Genomic DNA, 17,572 nt, shown 5'->3' on the forward strand with positions numbered 1-17,572 from the left:
GTAGCTCTCGGGCGATGGAGTGGCCATGGGAAGCCGGACCGTGCTGGCTAAGGCGAGAACGTTGGCGATCGCAACGGGGGCGTTGCTGTTCATCGGACCGCTGAATCCGTCAGCAGGGCGGGCGACCCCTGACTTTCGCCTCGCATCTGCCCAGCAGATCGCCCCAGCAGCTAAGGAGGCCGCGTCGCGGGCAGAAGTACCTGCCCTTGGTACGCCCATCGGCAAGCCCATGAAGGGTCACACGGATCGCGTTGAGGCGGTGGCGGTGGGCAAGCGCAGCGATGGCAAACCGGTCATCGTCTCCGGTGCCTATGACAAGACCGTACGGATTTGGGACCTGAACACTGGCAAGGCCCTCGGAAGACCCCTCATAGGCCACAAGGGTGAGGTCTACGACGTCGCCATCGGCAAGCGGAGCGACGGGACGCCGGTCATCGTCTCCGCTGCCGCCGACGGCATCCGGCTCTGGAACCTGAACACCGGGAAGCCGCTTGGAAAGCCCCTCAAGACGCGTAGCGGGCTCATCTATGCGGTGACGACCGGCCGGCGGAGCAACGGAACGCCGGTCATCGTGTCCAGCGGTGATGCCCTGACCAGGGACGTCGAGATCTGGAACCTAAACACGGGAAAACTTATCGGCAAACCGTCCGTCAACCCCTTCGCGTTCACGGTCACTCAGCTGGTTACCGGCAAGCGCAGCGACGGCACTCCGGTGTTCGTCACGGGGGCGACCAACGGCAGGGCGCGGATCTGGAACATGAACACCGGCAAGCCACTGAGCGGATCTCTCAGCCGATGTGGCACCTGTCTGGTGGAAGGACTCGCGGTCGGCAAGCGGAGTGACGGCACTCCCGTGGCTGTCTCCGGCGACATTTCGCCCTATCCTGCGACGGATGGCAGCGTTCCACGGAGTTCGATCCGGATCTGGAACCTGGACACCGGAAAGCCGATCGGCGACTCCATCACCGTTAAGAGCGAGGCCAGCATCGAAGTAGTGGTCGGGAAGCGAAGTGACGGCTCCCCGGTCATCGTCTCCGGCGACGACGACGGCAACCTGTCAGTATGGGACCTGGACACAGGAGAGCGCATCGGTGAACCTCTCACCGGGCACACCCGTCCGATCGTTGCCCTGGCGACAGGGCAGCGTAGCGACGGAACCCCTGTTGTCATCTCCAGCGGCTTGGACAAGACCATTCGGGTGTGGAGTTTGGGCGCGTGAGACTCTGCCGGACTGAGTGACAACCGCGGCTGACGGCCGCGAACGCTGACGGACGTTGGCAGCCTCCTTAACCAGGTCACGGCATCGGATTTGATAAGTGCAATCTCTGTTCGGGTGCCTGATAAGGAAGAGGTCCCAGGTTCAGGTCCTGGTAGCCCCACCCAGTGTGATCAGTCAACAGGCCGCTATCCGATCTTCGGATGGCGGCCGTTTTGTTGTCCGCCGTTCCGAGCCTCCGTCTTCGGGGACGTACACGGCCCTGAAGACGTCGGTTCTGCGTAGGGGCGGGCGATTTCCTGGCGTGCCTGACTGAGCGCTGGATATATCCGGCGTATACCCGGGGTGCATACGATCCCGCATCGTCTGAGTTGGTCGCGCCGCGACAGTCGCGGCCACTCGGAGTGGGACGAGATCTGGCGGGTGCAGTGGTGGCCGATGCCGGCAGGGTGGCGCGCTCGACCGCTCACCGGACGGTCCGCGTCATCACCTGCTCATCCCAGAAGGTCCGGGGGCAGGAAGCGCTGCAGCCGGTCAGGGAGTTCGCTGCCCGGCCGAGCAGTTCTCGTCGTGGATCACGATCTACGGCTGCCATGTCATCACGGGGGGCGATCAACGTGCTCAACATCAGGTTCACCGCGGCCGACCTGCGCCGGATCACTCTGGCGCCGGGTCCGAACGACGTGATGGAGACCGTGCTCAGCGTGCGCCCGCAATCAGGCCCGTGGCGATCGCGCCGGCGGATCAACGGCCGTCAGTCGGCCCAGGCGGGTGTGCTCGCGGAGTTGGTCCGCGCAGAGGGCTTCTTACCCGACTTCCTGGTGCAGCCGGACTGCCACGACCTCGCCTCCGGGATCGAGCGGATCGGCCAGACGCCCGACGCCCAACTGTTCGCCGACCTGAGCCTGGTGGCCGGCTCCAGCGGTACGAGCCGTTGGTTCCGTCAACTGGCGGAAGGGGCCGCGGGGGCGCGGCAGACGCTGATGAACGATCTGCGGACCTGCTCCACCGCATCGCTGGCACCCATGATGCCGCGCATCAGGACCGCTGCCGCCGCAGACCGGTCTCTGCGTGCCGAGACCCTGCTGCGCGGCGGCATCGACGCCCTACTCGCCACGCTCAACGTCAGGTGGCACTGGGACCCTCCCACGCTGCGGATCCCGTCCCGTTACACCTACGAGGTCGAACTGTGCGGACGGGGATTGCTGCTGATCCCGTCCTACTACGCGGTGACGCCTGTGCTGACGTATCGGCCCGGCGATTCCACTGTGCTGATGTACCCGATGCACCGCGGCGATGCCCCCGTGACAGCCGCGGACACTCTCGGGCCACTGCTCGGCCGCACCCGGGCGGCGGTGCTGGCCGCCCTGCGCGATCCGGCCACGACCACCGCGCTGGCGCAGCGCGTCGGGATCTCCCTCGCCTCGGTCAGCGGGCACACCACCGTGTTGCGCAACGCCGGCCTGATCTCCACGACACGGATCGGCGGGGCCGTCCTGCACGCGCTGACCCCGCTGGGCACGGCTCTCGTGGAGGGTGATCCGGCGGCGCGGTAGCCGCGGACGAGTGGCGCCAGGCTGCCCCCGTGCCGGGCCAGGCGCGCCGGTGTGCGCCTGGCCCCGGGGAAATGCGGCTGAAGTATCAGCGGCAATTGACGGCGTCGTTCACGCCGTTGCCGTTCTCGTCGGTGCTGATGAATCTCAGATTGTCGTTCGCCATCCATCCGTACGTGGACGTGCCCGCCACGCGGACCCACCACCAGTAATTCCCGTAGGCGTTCCTGTAGAGGCACTGGTAGTAGACCAGCGTCGACTTGGTGAGGAGGCGGACATTTCCGCAGTGGGCGTACGGGGCCGTCTTGAGGTTGAAGTCGCCCCGCATGGTGCCCGAGCCCTCTCCGTTGCCCCCGTGGGGCGGGCTCACGCAGCTCGGAGCGGCTGACTGCGCCTGTGCGGCGGATGCCGGGGCGAACAGGACGGCCGACGCGAGAACAGCGGCAGCCGCCCCGCCCGCGAATTTCGTGAACATGCGATACGCCCTTTCGACGATACGTTTTTCCTGGGGTTTTGACCGGTCGTCGTCGGCAGCGAGCCTCGCATGTTCCGCAAAAATCGGCGATGCCTTTCGGTCGTGAATTGAAGGCCCAGCTCAGCGGGTCCTGGTGGTGGCGGGGGTGTGGCCGGCTGCCGCGAGGGTCTGGACGATCTGGTCGCGTACGGGGCGGGGCGGGGTGGGCAGGAGGGCGGGCAGGTCGCTCTCCCCGGCCTGGAGGTTGCCGGCGATGACGTTGGAGAAGGTCGAGAGCGTGTGCGTGACCTGGTAGGGCTCCAGGCCGAGGCCGGTCAGCGCCTCGCGGGCGGCGGACAGCGGGATCGGCTGGTAGCGGACCGGCCGGTTCAGCGCGTCGGCGAGCGCCTCGGCGAGGTCGTCGCCGCCGACCGTCTCGACGCCCTCCAGCTCGTACGTCCGGCCGGCGTGCCGGCTGCGGCGGCCCGCGGCGAGGTCGTGCTGGATTTCCGCCGTCACCCGGACGGCGACGTCGGCCAGGTCCTCCCTCGCCACCGTGGACATCCGTCCGGCGCCGAGGGCGGCGGCGAACACGCCGGTCTCGGCGGCGGTCGCGGCGCCCAGCGCGGCGAGCCCGGCCGGGATTTCGGCGTAGAGGCCGTTGCGCAGGATGGTCACCTCGAACGGGGCCGCGGCCAGGCGGGCTTCGGTCCAGCGGTGCGGCGGGGCGATCGTCAGCGGCTCGCCCGACCGGGCGAGGCTGGTGTAGACGACATGCCGGACGCCCGCAGCCTCGGCCGCGTCGGCCACGGCGCCGTGGCGGGCGAGCACCACGTCGTCCTCGGCGTAGCCGGCCGAGACGAACACGAGGACGTCCACGTCCCGGAAGCCGTCGGTGAGCGAGGCCGGGTCGTCGAAGTCGATCCGGCGGGCGGTCACGCCGTCCCCGGAGCGCGTGCCGCCCACCACCGCGGCCCCGCCGCCGGCCACCGCGGCCCCGCCGCCGGCCACCGCGGCCCCGCCGCCGGCCGATGCGGCCCCGCCGCCTGCCACCGCGGCCCCGCCGCCGGCCGATGCGGCCCCGCCGCCTGCCACCGTGGCGCCGCCGGCCGCCGCCACCCCGCCGGTCGCCGGGTCGAGGTCGTAGTGGGCCGACAGGCCGTGGTGGATCAGGCCGCCGAGGCCGCCGGAGATGCCGGTCACGAGAATCATTCGGTGCTCCCTGATGTTGACATGGGTCAGAACGCGACCGATCATCCGCGCGACGCCCGCGCCACCGTAAGGAGGCACTTTCGTGTCAGTGACGAACACGGCGGTAATCCCGCAGGTCAACAGCCCCGCCCCGGCCGGGCCGTGTGGTGATGACGACTGCGGGATCCGCGACGTGCTCGACCGGCTCGGGGATCGTTGGACCGTGCTGGTGCTGGTCGAGCTGGCCAAGGGGACACGCCGTTTCCGGGAGCTGGAACGCGCGATCCCCGGCATCTCGCAGCGGATGCTCACGGTGACCACGAAACGGCTGTGCCGCGACGGGCTGGTCGAACGTACGCTCTATCCGACCGTCCCGCCGCGGACCGACTACCGGCTCACCGCGATGGGCAGAAGCCTGGCGGACATGGTGTCCGCGCTCGCCGACTGGTCCCGCGGGCACAAGGACGCCGTCGCCGCCGCCCGTGCCCGCTGGGACCAGCAGCACCCGTGACGTGCCGGCCGGCTCAGACCTCCTCCACGCTGCTCGGCTCGCGCCGGGACAGGTCGATGCCGAGCTCTTCGGCGGCGCGGAAGATGTCCTCGTCGGCGTCGCGCATCTCGATGGACATGCCGTCGCTGGAGAGCACCTCGACGTTGAGGCACAGCGACTGCATCTCCTTGATGAGGACCTTGAAGGACTCCGGGATGCCGGGCTCGGGGACGTTCTCGCCCTTGACGATGGCCTCGTAGACCTTGACCCGGCCGACGACGTCGTCGGACTTGATCGTGAGCTGCTCCTGGAGCGCGTGGGCCGCGCCGTACGCCTCCAGCGCCCACACCTCCATCTCGCCGAAGCGCTGGCCGCCGAACTGGGCCTTACCGCCGAGCGGCTGCTGGGTGATCATGGAGTAGGGGCCGGTCGAGCGGGCGTGGATCTTGTCGTCGACCAGGTGGTGCAGCTTGAGGATGTAGATGTAGCCGACGGCGATGGGGTAGGGGAACGGCTCGCCGCTGCGGCCGTCGAAGAGCATGGCCTTGCCGTTCCGCCCGACCAGGCGTTCGCCGTCGCGGTTGGGGACGGTGTTCTCGAGGAGGCCGATGATCTGCTCCTCGTGCGCGCCGTCGAAGACCGGGGTGGCGACGTTGGTGCGCGGCTCGACCTGGCCGAAGCCCTTGTCGCGCAGCCGCTCGGCCCACGCCTCCTCGACGCCCGAGATGTCCCAGCCGCGGGCGGCGATCCACCCGAGGTGGGTCTCCAGTACCTGGCCGACGTTCATGCGGCCGGGGACGCCCAGCGGGTTGAGGATGATGTCGACCGGGGTGCCGTCCTCCAGGAACGGCATGTCCTCGACCGGCAGGATCTTGGAGATGACGCCCTTGTTGCCGTGCCGGCCGGCCAGCTTGTCGCCGTCGGTGATCTTGCGCTTCTGCGCGACGTAGACGCGGACCAGCTCGTTGACGCCCGGAGGAAGCTCGTCGCCCTCCTCGCGGGAGAACACCCGGACGCCGATGACCTTGCCGGACTCGCCGTGCGGCACCTTCAGCGAGGTGTCGCGCACCTCGCGGGCCTTCTCGCCGAAGATCGCGCGCAGCAGCCGCTCCTCCGGGGTCAGCTCGGTCTCGCCCTTCGGGGTGACCTTGCCGACCAGGATGTCGCCGGTCACCACGTCGGCGCCGATGCGGATGATGCCACGGTCGTCGAGGTCGGCCAGCACCTCCTCGGAGACGTTCGGGATGTCCCGGGTGATCTCCTCGGGGCCCAGCTTGGTGTCGCGGGCGTCGACCTCGTGCTCCTCGATGTGGATCGACGACAGCACGTCGTCCTGCACCAGGCGCTGGGACAGCACGATGGCGTCCTCGTAGTTGAAGCCTTCCCACGGCATGAACGCCACCAGCAGGTTCTTGCCCAGCGCCAGCTCGCCCCCGTCCGTGGAGGGGCCGTCGGCGAGGACCTGGCGGGCCTCCACCCGGTCGCCCTCGGCGACGATGGGCTTCTGGTTGAAGCTCGTCCCCTGGTTGGAGTGCTTGAACGTCGCCAGCCGGTACGTCGTGCCGGTGCCGTCGTCGTTCCTGACCGTGACGTAGTCGGCGCAGACCTCCTCGACCACGCCGGGCTTCGCGGCGAGCACCAGGTCGCCCGTGTCGGTGGCGGCGCGGTACTCCATGCCGGTGCCGACGAACGGCGCCTCGCTCCGCAGCAGGGGGACGGACTGGCGCATCATGTTGGCGCCCATGAGCGCGCGGTTGGCGTCGTCGTGCTCCAGGAACGGGATCATCGCCGTCGCCACCGACACCATCTGGCGCGGCGAGACGTCCATGTAGTGCACGTCGTGGCCGCGGACGAACTCGGTCTCACCGCCCTTGGTGCGGACCATCACCCGTGGCTCGGCGAAGCCGCCGTCGGGCGAGAGAGGGGAGTTCGCCTGGGCGATGACGTACTTGTCCTCCTCGTCGGCGGTCAGGTAGTCGATCTGGTCGGTGACCCGGCCGTCCACGACCTTGCGGTACGGCGTCTCGACGAAGCCGAAGGCGTTGAGCCGGGCGAAACAGGCGAGGTAGCCGATGAGGCCGATGCTCGGGCCCTCGGGGGTCTCGATCGGGCACATGCGGCCGTAGTGGGACGGGTGCACGTCCCGCATCTCGACGCCCGCCCGCTCCTTGGACAGGCCGCCCGGCCCCACGGCGGACAGGCGCCGGCGGTGCGTCAGCCCGGTCAGGGGATTGGTCTGGTCCATGAACTGCGACAGCTGCGAGGTGCCGAAGAACTCCTTCATGGACGCCACGACCGGGCGGATGTTGATCAGGGTCTGCGGCGTGATCGCCTCGACGTCCTGGGTCGTCATCCGCTCGCGGACCACCCGCTCCATGCGGCCCAGGCCCAGCCGGACCTGGTTCTGGATCAGCTCGCCCACGTTCCTGATCCGCCGGTTGCCGAAGTGGTCGATGTCGTCGATCTCGACGATCACCTCACCGTTGGCGCCCGGCATCGACTCCTCGCCCGCGTGCAGCCGGACGATGTACTCGATCGTGGCGACGATGTCCTCTTCGGTCAGGGTGCCCTGCGTGATCTCCGCATCCACCCCGAGCTTCTTGTTGATCTTGTAGCGGCCCACCTTCGCCAGGTCGTACCGCTTGGCGTTGAAGTACAGATTCTCCAGCAACGTCTGCGCCGACTCCTTGGTCGGCGGCTCACCCGGCCGCAGCTTGCGGTAGATGTCCAGCAGCGCGTCATCCTGACCCGCCGTATGATCCTTCTCCAGCGTCGCCCGCATCGACTCGTACTGACCGAACCGCTCCAGAATCTGGTCGTTCGTCCAGCCCAGCGCCTTCAACAGCACCGTCACGGCCTGCTTGCGCTTACGATCGATGCGCACCCCGACACTGTCACGCTTGTCGATCTCGAACTCCAGCCAGGCCCCCCGCGACGGGATCACCTTGCACCCGTACAGATCCTTGTCGGAGGTCTTGTCCACCGTGCGCTCGAAGTACACGCCAGGTGAACGGACCAGCTGCGAGACCACGACACGCTCGGTGCCGTTGATGATGAACGTGCCCTTCGGCGTCATGAGCGGGAAATCCCCCATGAACACCGTCTGGCTCTTGATCTCACCGGTGGTGTTATTGATGAACTCCGCCGTGACGAACATCGGGGCGGAGTAGGTCATGTCCTTGTCTTTGCACTCGTCTACGGAGTACTTCGGCGGCTCGAACCGGTGATCGCGGAACGACAAGGACATGGTCCCCGAGAAGTCCTCGATCGGACTGATCTCTTCGAAGATCTCTTCGAGGCCCGACTGGGTCGGGACGTCCCTGCGCCCGGCCTGACGAGCCGCCTCTACCCGGGCCTTCCACTTGTCGTTGCCGAGCAGCCAGTCGAAAGACTCGGTCTGCAGGGCCAGAAGGTCAGGAACTTCGAGCGGCTCCTGGATACGCGCGAAAGACACGCGACGGGGACCAGCGGGTACGGCGGAGGCGTTGCGCGAGGCTGCCAACAGATGTCCTTCCGAGGGCTCGCGGCGGACTGACTACACGCACGCCAGACGACCTCGGGTTGCGAGCGGGCAGCACGAGGCGTCACAAGGGGAGCGTGGAAGCATGAGCGTACTCGCTCTGTCTGGTTTTGTCCACGCTAACGCAGACCCATCCCGCCGGTCGCATCTTCAGGATGACGTACGGAGGTCCGCTTGTCAACCTTCACATCGAGAATCCGGATCCGCGGGTCAGGTGCGGAGCCGTCCGGGCGGGGCGTCGTCCACAGGCTGTGCATGGACGGGGTCGCGCGGCATCGGCGGCGGCGAAAGGGATTCTGAGCTCCGCACCGATCATCCTGTGGATAGCTGTACGTCCGGTCTGTGCTGGGATGACGTGCATGCGGAGCCGGTTTCGGACGCGGTGGGCCCGGGTGAGGGGTTGGCTGGGGATGCGACGTTACGGGGAGTGGTTATCCACAGGAAGGGTGAGTTATCCACAGTGTGTGGGAAAGGTCACTCGCCCACCGGCGTGGCCGTTCTCCTGAGCTGCTGCGCCCGCGCGCCCGCGTCCCTGGGCAGGTCGCGCTCGGCCAGCCCGGCGGCGACGCGCTCGCGGAGCTCGACCGGCTTGTGGCTGTCGTACTTGAACTTGGCGCGGACGCCCGTCACCTCAAGCCGCAGCCCCCGGATGGCGGACAGCATCTTCCGGTAGGGCCCCTCGTCGGCGGCGACCACGCCGTACCCGCCGTCGGGCTCGTGGTGGGCGAGCTGGCGGCGCAGGATGTCGGCCTTGCCCTCCTTGTCGTCCACGATCCTGGCCGTGCAGGTGAGCTGCACCGAGGCGTAATAGCTGGTCGGGACGCCGGTGCCGGGGGAGTCCGCGCGCCAGGTGGACGGGATGAAGGCGTAGTCGTCGTGCACGCTCATCACGACCGTCGGGTGGGCCTCCAGCGCCGCCCAGATCGGGTTGGGCCGGGCCAGATGCAGCACGATCTCCTCGCCGACGCCGGCGCCGGCGTCGCGGGCGTCCAGCAGGAAGTGGGTCGGCACCACCACGGGCGGGCCGCCGTGCACGCCGTTCGCCGCCAGCAGGCCGAAGTCGCGCGTACGCAGCCAGGACCGCCACTCGTCCGCGTCGAGAGCCGCGTCCCAAGGATGAATGAGCACCCCGAACTCCTTTGTATTAGTACATAATATCTTTTGTGCTAGAAAAATATCGGATCACCGGCGAGACAGCCAGCGAGCTGGCGACGGCCGTCGAGACCGCCGTCTCCGAGGGACGGCTGTCACCGGGCGCGCCGCTCCCCCCGATCCGCGAGCTGGCGCGGCAGGCCGGGGTCAGCCCCAGCACGGCGGCGGCCGCCTACCGGCTGCTGCGCGAGCGCGGCGTCGTCGAGACCGCGGGGCGGCGCGGCACCCGCGTCCGGCCGCGCCCGGCCAGCACCGCCCGCGAGGACATCCGCATCGAGGCGCCGCCCGGCGTACGCGACCTGTCCCAGGGCAATCCCGACGCGGCCCTGCTGCCGCCCCTGCACGACGCGCTCGCCGCCGCCGCCCGCGCCCACGAGGAGCGGCCCGCCATGTACGGCACCCACGACGACGCGGACCTGCTCGCCCTGGCCGCCGCCCGTCTGCGCCGCGATGGAGTGCCGCCCGGCGACCTCGCGATCACCTCGGGCACCCTCGACGCCGTCGAGCGGGTCCTCGCCACCGCCCTGCGCCCCGGCGACCCGGTCGCCGTCGAGGACCCGGGCTGGTCGTCCCTGCTCGACCTGGTCGCGGTGCTGGGCCTGCGGCCGGTCCCGGTACGGGTGGACGACGACGGGCCGCTCCCCGACGACCTCGGCCGGGCGCTGCGGGCCGGCGTACGGGCCGTCGTGGTCACCGCCCGCGCCCAGAACCCGACCGGCGCCGCCGTCACCGCCGCCCGCGCCGCCGCCCTGCGCGAGCTGCTGGCCGCGCACCCGGACGTGCTGCTCGTCGAGGACGACCACGGCGACGGCTTCGTGGACGTGCCCCTGCACCCGCTGGCCGGAGCGACGTCCCGGTGGGTGCTGGTGCGTTCGACGGCCAAGGCGTTCGGCCCGGACCTGCGGCTTGCCCCGGTCACCGGCGACCGGGTCACGCTGGACCGGCTGCGCGGGCGGCAGCGGCTGGCCGTCGGCTGGGTGAGTCACCTGCTGCAGCGGGCGGTGGCGCACCTGTGGCGTACGGAGGCCGTGGACACGGCGGCCGTGGCGGCCTCGTACCGGGAGAGGCGGGACGGCCTGGTGGCGGCGCTGGCCGGGCGAGGCGTGCGGGCGCACGGCAGGACCGGGCTCAACGTGTGGGTGCCCGTCGCGGACGAGTCCGCCGCGATCACCCGCCTGCTGGCCAGGGGCTGGGCCGCCGCGCCGGGGGCGCGCAACCGGGTGCGCACGCCGCCGGCGCTCCGCGTCACCGTCTCCACGCTGCGCCCGGCCGACCTCGCGCCGCTCGCCGCGGACCTCGCCGCCGCCGTCCAGGCCCCGTCCCGCGGGCGGTACGGCTAGGCGCCCGGCACCGCCTGCCGCGAGTGCGCGGCCATCAGGTGGTCCACGAGCGCGAGCAGCACGTCACGGCTCGCCCGCCGGTCACGGGCGTCACACAGCACGAGCGGCACCTGCGGGTCGAGGTCGAGCGCCTTGCGGATCTCCTCAGGCGCGCGGTCCCTGACGCCGTGGAAGCAGTTCACGCCCACGACGAACGGGATGCGGCGGCTCTCGAAGAAGTCGATCGAGGCGAAGCTCACGTCCAGCCGCCGGGTGTCGACCAGGACGACCGCGCCCATCGCGCCGTTGACCAGGTCGTTCCACATGAACCAGAACCGCTCCTGGCCGGGCGTCCCGAACAGGTAGAGGACCAGCTCGCGGCTGATCGTGATGCGCCCGAAGTCCAGCGCGACGGTGGTGCTCGTCTTGCCGTTCAGTCCCTCCAGGTCGTCGACGCCGACGCTGGCGTGGGTCAGGTACTCCTCCGTGCGCAGGGGCGCGACCTCGCTCACCGCGCCCACCAGGGTCGTCTTGCCGACCCCGAAACCGCCGGCGACGAGGATCTTCACTGCCAGGGGAGCGGTGTCCCCGTGGTCAGAGTTCGCGTAACCCATCCCTCACCGCCTTGAGGATCTCCATGTCGGGAAGGCCGTTCGCGTGCGCGAAGGCCATCGGAGGCCGGGCGCGCAGTTGCCCGGTCTCGATCAGGTCGCCAATAAGGATCTTGGTCACGGACACCGGCAGGTCCAGCGCGGCGGCCACCTCGGCCACCGCCATCGGCCGGCGGCACAGGACGGCGATCTCCCGGTGCTCCGGCTGGAGCCGGCGCGGGCCGCGAGCCGGCTCATGGAAGGTGTCGGACACCGTCGTCACGAGAGTGATCAGCGCGAGGTCGTCCCGCTCGGGAGCGGTGCGCCCGCCGGTGATCGTGTAGGGGCGGACGAGGGTTTCGTCGGCGTCGTCGTCGAAACCCTCCGTCCAGTGTTTCATCCGTGTCCCCCGATGTCGCGGATCTCGGGAGCGCGGGCGTCGGTGCCGAGCTTCTGGCCGACCTGCTGGATCAGGGTGTGCATGGCGACGCTCATCAGCTCCGCGTCCACCTCCTGGGAGGCCACCACGGCGAGGTGCGTGCCGCGGCCAGCCGCCGTGATGAACAGCCACAGCTCGGCCATCTCGATGATGACCTGGTGCACCGGCCCGCCGCTGAAGAGCTGCCCGACGCCGCGGGCGAGGCTCTGCTGGCCGGTGGCGATGGCGGCGAGGCGCTCGGCGTCCGCCCGCTGGATGGACCGGGAGCGGCTGATCACCAGGCCGTCGTCGGACAGCACGATGGCGTGCCTGGTGCCCGCGACTCGATCGACCAGGCCGTCCAGCAGCCAGTCCAGGTCGGCGTTGGTGGCGGTGGTTCGCTGCGTCATCATCGATCTTCCGTCGTAGGGGAGCCGGGCTCGGGGGATCCGTTCGGCGGGTGAGGTGAGGTGTCGTCGTCGCCGCGGCGCAGGCGGGACTGCCTCTGGAAGGCGCCGATCGCGGCGCCGGATCGGGTGGGCCGGTCGCCCCAGGCCCAGAACTGCTGGTCGTCTGGTTCGTCCGGCTCCGGGGTGGCCGGTGTCCTGAGTTCCTCGGCCAGGTTGGCCTGGCGTACGCGCTGCGGCAAAGGCCGGCGGCCCGCGTGAGAGCCCGGGCCGGGCGGCGGGGGCACGGGGGAGGCCGCCACGTTCGCCAGCGCGCGGCCCCTGGTGCGGTTCGGCAGCCTGCCGTCCTCCGCGGCCGCGTCCCGCACCTCCGCCTCGTCCTGGGGACGGGGCCGGGGGCCGGTCGCCACCGGGCGGGGCTGCTCGGCGGGCGCGGCCGGCTCGGCGCTCTCCCGGGGGCGCTCCACCACCAGCGTCTCCGGCACCAGCACGATGACCCGGGCGCCGCCGAACGCCGACGGCCGCAGCTCCACCTGGAGGCCCAGGCTCGCGGAGAGCCGGGCGACGACGTACAGGCCGAGGCGTACGTCGTCGGCGTGCGTCATCACGTCGAGCTGCGGCGGGGACTTCATGAGGGCGTTGGCGGCCGCGTACTGCTCGGGCTCCATGCCGAGGCCGCGGTCCTCGATCTCGACCGCGACGCCGCGGCTGACCGGCGAGGCTCGCACCTCGACGGGCGTGAGCGGCTTGGAGAAGGCGGTGGCGTTCTCCATCAGCTCCGCGAGGACGTGGACCAGCGGCCCGACCGCGCGCTCGGCCACCCAGGGCTCGCCCTCGACGTCGATCGTGATCCGCCGGTAGTCCTGCACCTCGCCCTGCGCGGCCCGCAGGACGTCGAGCAACTGCACCGGCCGGCGCCAGCGGCGCTGCGGCTGGCCGCCGCCGAGGATCACCAGGTTCTCCTCGTAGCGGCGCAGCCGGGCGGTGAGGTGGTCCAGGTCGAACAGGCCCTCCAGCACCTCCGGGTCCTCGTGCCTGCGCTCCAGCTCGTCGAGCTTCTTGAGCTGGAGGCCGATGAGGATCTGCGTACGCCGCGCGATGCGCTGCAGCATCCGCTGGAAGCCGCGGTGCTGCTCGGCCTGCCGTACGGCGGTGAGGACCGCGCTGCGGCTGGCCAGGTTGAGCGCCTCCCCCAGCTCGCCGAGCTCGTCGGGGGTGGGCTCGACCAGGTGGACCTCGGCGTCCACGTCGACGTCCTCGCCGCGCTCCAGCCGCGCGACCACCTCGGGCAGGCGCTCCTGGAGCTCCTGGGCCTCCTCGCGCAGGCGGGAGATGCGCCGCCGCAGGACGGAGGTGAGCCGCCAGCTCGTGAAGATGACCAGGCCGAGCGCGAGCAGGCCCACGCTGCTGATGGTGGCGAAGACCACGAACAGCATGCGGGCGTGGCCGTAGCCGAGCTCGCGGACGTTCGCCAGCCGGAGGGTGAGGAGGTCCATCACCTGCGCGGTGACCGCGTCGGCCGACGTGCGCCAGCCCGCGGCGTCGCCGCGCACCGCCACCTGGCCGCTCGCGTCGCCGCCGGCGGCGAGGCGCGACTCCTGGGCGGTCATGGCGTTCCACGCCTGGCTCGTCATCAGCGCTCGGTGCCGCAGCTCGTCGCCGGTGAGCGCGGGCATGACCCGGGACTCCAGGAGGTGCGTACGGGTGCCGATGGCGTCGGTGACGACGGCGTAGTCGTCCTTGGTCAGCCGGCCCGTCTTCCAGCCGCGGGCCAGCACGGCGTCCTCGCGGCCGATCGCGTCGACGACCCAGAACAGGTCGATCATGATCTGCGCCCGGCTGTTCACCTGGCCCTCGTCGGTGTGGCTGAGGGCGGTGAGCACGCCGAGGTCCGCCGCCAGGAGGCCGCTGTAGTAGTCGAACGCCTTCCTCGCGGTGGACGCGCCGGCGTCCACCGCCCGCCGCTCCGTGGCGAGGCCGGCGAGCACGCGGTCGGTGCCGGCGACGGCCTCGGCGAGCCCTTCCTGCCCGTTGGCGAAGTCCTGGCCGGTGAGGGAGCGGAAGGCGCGGACGGCCTCGTCGGTCGCCGCCCGCTGCTTGACGAGCTGGTCACGGACGTTCGGCTCGGAGCCGGCCTGCAGCTCGGCGGTGAGTCTGCGTTCCTTCTGCAGGTTGAGGAACAGGGCCGCCGCGGGCTTGCCGGCGGTCTCGGTCGCGAGGTCGAGCTGGGCCCGCTCCGCCCGCCACTGGGACGAGAGCTGGTACATGCCCGAGGCCAGCAGCGGGGTGAAGGTCAGGCTGGGCACGAACACGATGATGAGCAGGACCGTGCGCAGAGGGAGCCGGCGCGCGCCGGAGAGCCGCCGCGGGCGAGCGCCTTCCGGCTCGTCCGAGCCGTTGCCGTCGCCTCCGGTTTTCGCTACTTTTCGCCCGTCCCTGCCTAATTCAGCCACGTGCCGGACTCTCCTCACACTTCGGATTGGTGCTCGATCGTAGCTATGTGACAGGTGTGGCGAAAAGCCCTGCCGTAGCGGGCTCGGCGGCCTGCGTGTCCGGCCCGCGAGCCCTGTCCGGGAGCGCTAGGATCGCGGCGTTCCGCAGGTGCTCGGGGCTCCCCAAGGGAAGGGTGGGCGTGAGTTCGCAGACCGAAGAGGTGCGGCCCGAATGGCCCCTGGCGCTGGACATCGCCGCTCTGCTGGAGAGCGGCTGGCGCCCTACGCCCTTCCAGCAGTTCGTGCTCAAGATCCACAGTAGGTGCAATCTCGCCTGCACCTACTGCTACATGTACGAGATGGCCGACCAGGGCTGGCGCCGCCAGCCCCGGCGCATGTCCCAGGCCACCATCGACTCGGCCGCCGCCAGGATCGCCGAACACGCCAGGATGAACCGCCTGACCCAGGTCGAGGTGATCCTGCACGGCGGCGAACCCCTGCTCGCCGGCGCCGACCGCATCCGCTACGCGGTCAACGCCGTCCGCGCCGCGGTCGATCCCGGCGTGACGGTGAACGTCCAGGTGCAGACCAACGGCGTGCTGCTCGACACCGCCTTCCTGGAGCTGTTCGACGAGCTCGGCATCCTCGTCGCGGTCAGCCTCGACGGCGACCGCGAGGCCAACGACCGCCACCGCCGCGGACCGGCCGGCCAGGGCAGCTTCGACCGGGTCCACACCGGGCTCACCCGGCTCGTCTCCCCCGTCTTCCGCCACCTGTTCAACGGGCTGCTGTGCACCGTCGACCTGGGGAACGATCCAGTCGGCACCTACGAGGCGCTGCTGGCGTACGAGCCGCCCGCGGTGGACTTCCTGCTGCCGCACGGCACCTGGGAGACCCCGCCGCCGGGCCGCCCGCCGGACAGCGAGGACAGCCCCTACGGCGACTGGCTCGTCGCCGTGTTCGACCGCTGGTACCGCGCGCCGGAGCGGGAGACGCGGGTGCGCCTGTTCGACGAGATCATCCGGCTCCTGCTCGGCCGCCCCTCGCGCAGCGAGACCGTCGGGCTCTCCGCCGTCGCCGTCGTCGTGATCGAGACCGACGGCGGCATCGAGCAGGTCGACAGCCTCAAGTCGGCCTACGACGGAGCCACCCGCACGCCGCTGCACGTCGGCACCGCCGGCGCCTTCGACACAGCGCTCATGCTGCCCCCGATCGCCGCCCGGCAGATCGGCGAGCGCGCGCTGGCGCCGGAGTGCCAGGCGTGCGAGATCAGGCGGGTGTGCGGGGCCGGGCTCTACCCCCATCGCTACCGTCCCGGCACCGGGTTCGCCAACCCCAGCGTCTACTGCCGCGACCTCTTCCGGCTCATCAAGCACGTCCAGCACGCCGTGAGCGACGACCTCGCCGCCGTACGCGAGCGCCGCCTGCGCCGCCAGGCGTCCGCGCGGCTCACCGATCCGCAGAGAGGCCACTCCACGTCATGAGGCTGACCCCGCACCTGCTGCCCAACGAGGTGTTCGCCGAGCTCGCCTCGGGCGGGGGCGGCCGCGACGCCATCGGCCGCCTGTGGGCGGCGCAGGACAGCAAACGCCTGCTGCTCCTGCGCGGGATCCGCGACCTGGCCCCCGAGGACGTCGCCGCGCGGGTCCGGCGGGCCTACGACCTGCTCGCCGACATCCAGGAGGCCGCGCCGGAGGTCACGCGGGCGCTGCTCCGCTACCCGACCGTCGGCTCCTGGGGCCTGAGGACGCTCCAGGCCCTCGGCGGCGAGGCGCCGCCGGCCGCCTGGCAGGACCCGGCGGCCCTGGCGTCCCTGGCGGCGGCGGCGGCGATCCTGGCCGGGCGCACCGCGACCGTCGAGGTGCCCGTGCTGGACGGCGCGGTCGTGCTCCCTTCGCTGGGGCGGGCGCTGGTGCCCGTCGGGGAGCGGTTCGCCGTCGTACGGACCGGGGACGGCACGGCGGAGATCAGCGCGGGCGGGGTCATCGTTCGCGTCGGCGAAGGTCCCTCGTGGGAGGGGCTGCGCCGGATCCGGGCCGAGCACCGCGGGGTGGCGGTCGAGTTCGTCGTGGACGACGTCGATCCCGGCCGGATGCCGGGCGCGCAACGGACGGAGGAGCGGCTGAGCGAGACCGACCTGCGGCGATGGGCCATGATTCTCCAACCCGCCTGGGAGATCCTCGTCGAACGGCATCCGCTGGCGGCCGAGGAGATCGACGCCGTGGTCACGGTGCTGACGCCGCTGATCGAGCCGGACCACGGCACCGCGAGTGCCACGTCCAAACTGGCCCTCGGCAACATCGGCATCTCGATGCAGCCGGATCCGCACTCGTTCGCGGTGACCCTGGCGCACGAGTCCCAGCACGCGAAGCTGAGCGGCCTGCTGGACCTGATCCCGCTGACGGAGCCGGACCACGGCGGCCGCTACTACGCCCCGTGGCGGAATGATCCGCGCCCGCTGGGCGGCCTGCTTCAGGGCGCCTACGCGCACTTGGGCATCGCCGCGTTCTGGGAGGTCGAACGCCATGAGCCGCATCCGGAGGAGCTGCTGCTCCGTGCCCATACGGAGTTCACTCTGTGGCGCGACGGCACGGAGGCGGTGATCCGCACGCTGCGGGCAAGCGGTCGGCTCACCCGAGAGGGTGAGCTGTTCACCGCCGAGATGGCCGACACGGTGGCCGCGATGGGCGAGAAGGACGTGCCGGCCGAGGCCGCTCGCCGGGCACGCCGCTCGGCCGGACGGCACCTGGCCGGGTGGCGCGAGCGCAACGGCGAGCCGCCGTCCCACCCGGTGCCGTCACTCACCGACTCGTAGCTCCAGGGCGCCCGG

At 70.8% G+C, this 17,572-nt stretch carries 14 protein-coding genes; 6 read left to right on the forward strand and 8 right to left on the reverse strand.

Annotated elements, in window-relative coordinates:
• Window positions 1–25: 25 nt before the first annotated feature.
• Both Nocox_RS00070 and Nocox_RS00075 read left to right on the forward strand, forming a co-directional pair.
• Window positions 26–1,219, forward strand: a complete 1,194-nt coding sequence (locus tag Nocox_RS00070; RefSeq protein WP_084685961.1) for a WD40 repeat domain-containing protein — start codon at window positions 26–28, stop codon at window positions 1,217–1,219.
• A 614-nt stretch (window positions 1,220–1,833) separates the two neighbouring features.
• Window positions 1,834–2,772 (forward strand): ArsR/SmtB family transcription factor, encoded by a 939-nt coding sequence (locus tag Nocox_RS00075; RefSeq protein ID WP_033411436.1) that lies wholly within the window; start codon window positions 1,834–1,836, stop codon window positions 2,770–2,772.
• Between the two features lie 85 nt (window positions 2,773–2,857).
• Here the strand turns inward: Nocox_RS00075 and Nocox_RS00080 are convergent, their stop codons facing one another.
• Entirely contained in the window at window positions 2,858–3,244 is a 387-nt protein-coding gene (locus Nocox_RS00080; RefSeq protein ID WP_026215214.1) for a hypothetical protein, read from the reverse strand.
• A gap of 120 nt (window positions 3,245–3,364) precedes the next feature.
• Complete coding sequence (locus Nocox_RS00085; RefSeq protein ID WP_157383492.1) at window positions 3,365–4,435, reverse strand: NAD(P)H-binding protein; 1,071 nt, start codon at window positions 4,433–4,435, stop codon at window positions 3,365–3,367.
• An 82-nt stretch (window positions 4,436–4,517) separates the two neighbouring features.
• On the opposite strand from Nocox_RS00085, the gene Nocox_RS00090 reads away from it, so the two are divergent.
• Complete coding sequence (locus Nocox_RS00090; protein ID WP_026215215.1) at window positions 4,518–4,925, forward strand: winged helix-turn-helix transcriptional regulator; 408 nt, start codon at window positions 4,518–4,520, stop codon at window positions 4,923–4,925.
• A 13-nt stretch (window positions 4,926–4,938) separates the two neighbouring features.
• Here the strand turns inward: Nocox_RS00090 and rpoB are convergent, their stop codons facing one another.
• Window positions 4,939–8,406 carry a DNA-directed RNA polymerase subunit beta gene (gene rpoB / locus Nocox_RS00095; RefSeq protein ID WP_219495559.1) on the reverse strand — a complete coding sequence of 1,156 codons (3,468 nt, stop codon included), beginning with the start codon at window positions 8,404–8,406 and terminating at the stop codon, window positions 4,939–4,941.
• Between the two features lie 492 nt (window positions 8,407–8,898).
• The gene (locus Nocox_RS00100; protein WP_020546383.1) at window positions 8,899–9,552 is read right to left on the reverse strand and encodes an FMN-binding negative transcriptional regulator; all 654 of its coding nucleotides are present in this window, start codon (window positions 9,550–9,552) and stop codon (window positions 8,899–8,901) included.
• Window positions 9,553–9,587: 35 nt separating this feature from the next.
• Between Nocox_RS00100 and Nocox_RS00105 the strand changes: the two genes are divergently transcribed.
• On the forward strand, window positions 9,588–10,916 hold the full coding sequence (locus Nocox_RS00105) for an aminotransferase class I/II-fold pyridoxal phosphate-dependent enzyme (protein ID WP_020546384.1): 1,329 nt from the start codon (window positions 9,588–9,590) through the stop codon (window positions 10,914–10,916).
• Here the strand turns inward: Nocox_RS00105 and Nocox_RS00110 are convergent.
• From Nocox_RS00110 to Nocox_RS00125, 4 genes are read right to left on the reverse strand one after another with little or no spacing between them, the layout of a single operon-like run.
• Window positions 10,913–11,509 (reverse strand): GTP-binding protein, encoded by a 597-nt coding sequence (locus Nocox_RS00110; protein ID WP_026214999.1) that lies wholly within the window; start codon window positions 11,507–11,509, stop codon window positions 10,913–10,915. The two genes, Nocox_RS00105 and Nocox_RS00110, sit on opposite strands and share 4 nt — an antisense overlap.
• A complete protein-coding gene (locus tag Nocox_RS00115; protein ID WP_020546386.1) occupies window positions 11,490–11,885 on the reverse strand; it encodes a DUF742 domain-containing protein in 396 nt (131 codons plus the stop codon). Before Nocox_RS00115 ends, Nocox_RS00110 begins: the two co-directional genes overlap by 20 nt.
• Complete coding sequence (locus Nocox_RS00120) at window positions 11,882–12,313, reverse strand: roadblock/LC7 domain-containing protein (RefSeq protein WP_020546387.1); 432 nt, start codon at window positions 12,311–12,313, stop codon at window positions 11,882–11,884. Before Nocox_RS00120 ends, Nocox_RS00115 begins: the two co-directional genes overlap by 4 nt.
• Complete coding sequence (locus tag Nocox_RS00125; RefSeq protein ID WP_246649704.1) at window positions 12,313–14,616, reverse strand: sensor histidine kinase; 2,304 nt, start codon at window positions 14,614–14,616, stop codon at window positions 12,313–12,315. Before Nocox_RS00125 ends, Nocox_RS00120 begins: the two co-directional genes overlap by 1 nt.
• 326 nt (window positions 14,617–14,942) lie before the next feature.
• Here Nocox_RS00125 and Nocox_RS00130 point away from each other — a divergent pair, with 326 nt between their 5' ends.
• Entirely contained in the window at window positions 14,943–16,226 is a 1,284-nt protein-coding gene (locus tag Nocox_RS00130; protein WP_020546389.1) for an FxsB family cyclophane-forming radical SAM/SPASM peptide maturase, read from the forward strand.
• Window positions 16,223–17,557, forward strand: coding sequence for an HEXXH motif domain-containing protein (locus Nocox_RS00135; protein WP_020546390.1), 1,335 nt, complete (start codon window positions 16,223–16,225; stop codon window positions 17,555–17,557). Before Nocox_RS00130 ends, Nocox_RS00135 begins: the two co-directional genes overlap by 4 nt.
• Window positions 17,558–17,572: the final 15 nt, after the last annotated feature.

Origin of the sequence: Nonomuraea coxensis DSM 45129, from assembly GCF_019397265.1 — a bacterium.
Taxonomy (GTDB): Bacteria; Actinomycetota; Actinomycetes; order Streptosporangiales; family Streptosporangiaceae; genus Nonomuraea; species Nonomuraea coxensis.

Coding starts and splice junctions, on each gene's coding strand:
- Nocox_RS00120 (WP_020546387.1), bottom strand. CDS start 12,313: ATGACGCAGCGAACCACCGCCACCAACGCCGACCTGGACTGGCTGCTG.
- Nocox_RS00085 (WP_157383492.1), bottom strand. CDS start 4,435: ATGATTCTCGTGACCGGCATCTCCGGCGGCCTCGGCGGCCTGATCCAC.
- Nocox_RS00070 (WP_084685961.1), top strand. CDS start 26: ATGGGAAGCCGGACCGTGCTGGCTAAGGCGAGAACGTTGGCGATCGCA.
- Nocox_RS00115 (WP_020546386.1), bottom strand. CDS start 11,885: ATGAAACACTGGACGGAGGGTTTCGACGACGACGCCGACGAAACCCTC.
- Nocox_RS00080 (WP_026215214.1), bottom strand. CDS start 3,244: ATGTTCACGAAATTCGCGGGCGGGGCGGCTGCCGCTGTTCTCGCGTCG.
- Nocox_RS00110 (WP_026214999.1), bottom strand. CDS start 11,509: ATGGGTTACGCGAACTCTGACCACGGGGACACCGCTCCCCTGGCAGTG.
- Nocox_RS00135 (WP_020546390.1), top strand. CDS start 16,223: ATGAGGCTGACCCCGCACCTGCTGCCCAACGAGGTGTTCGCCGAGCTC.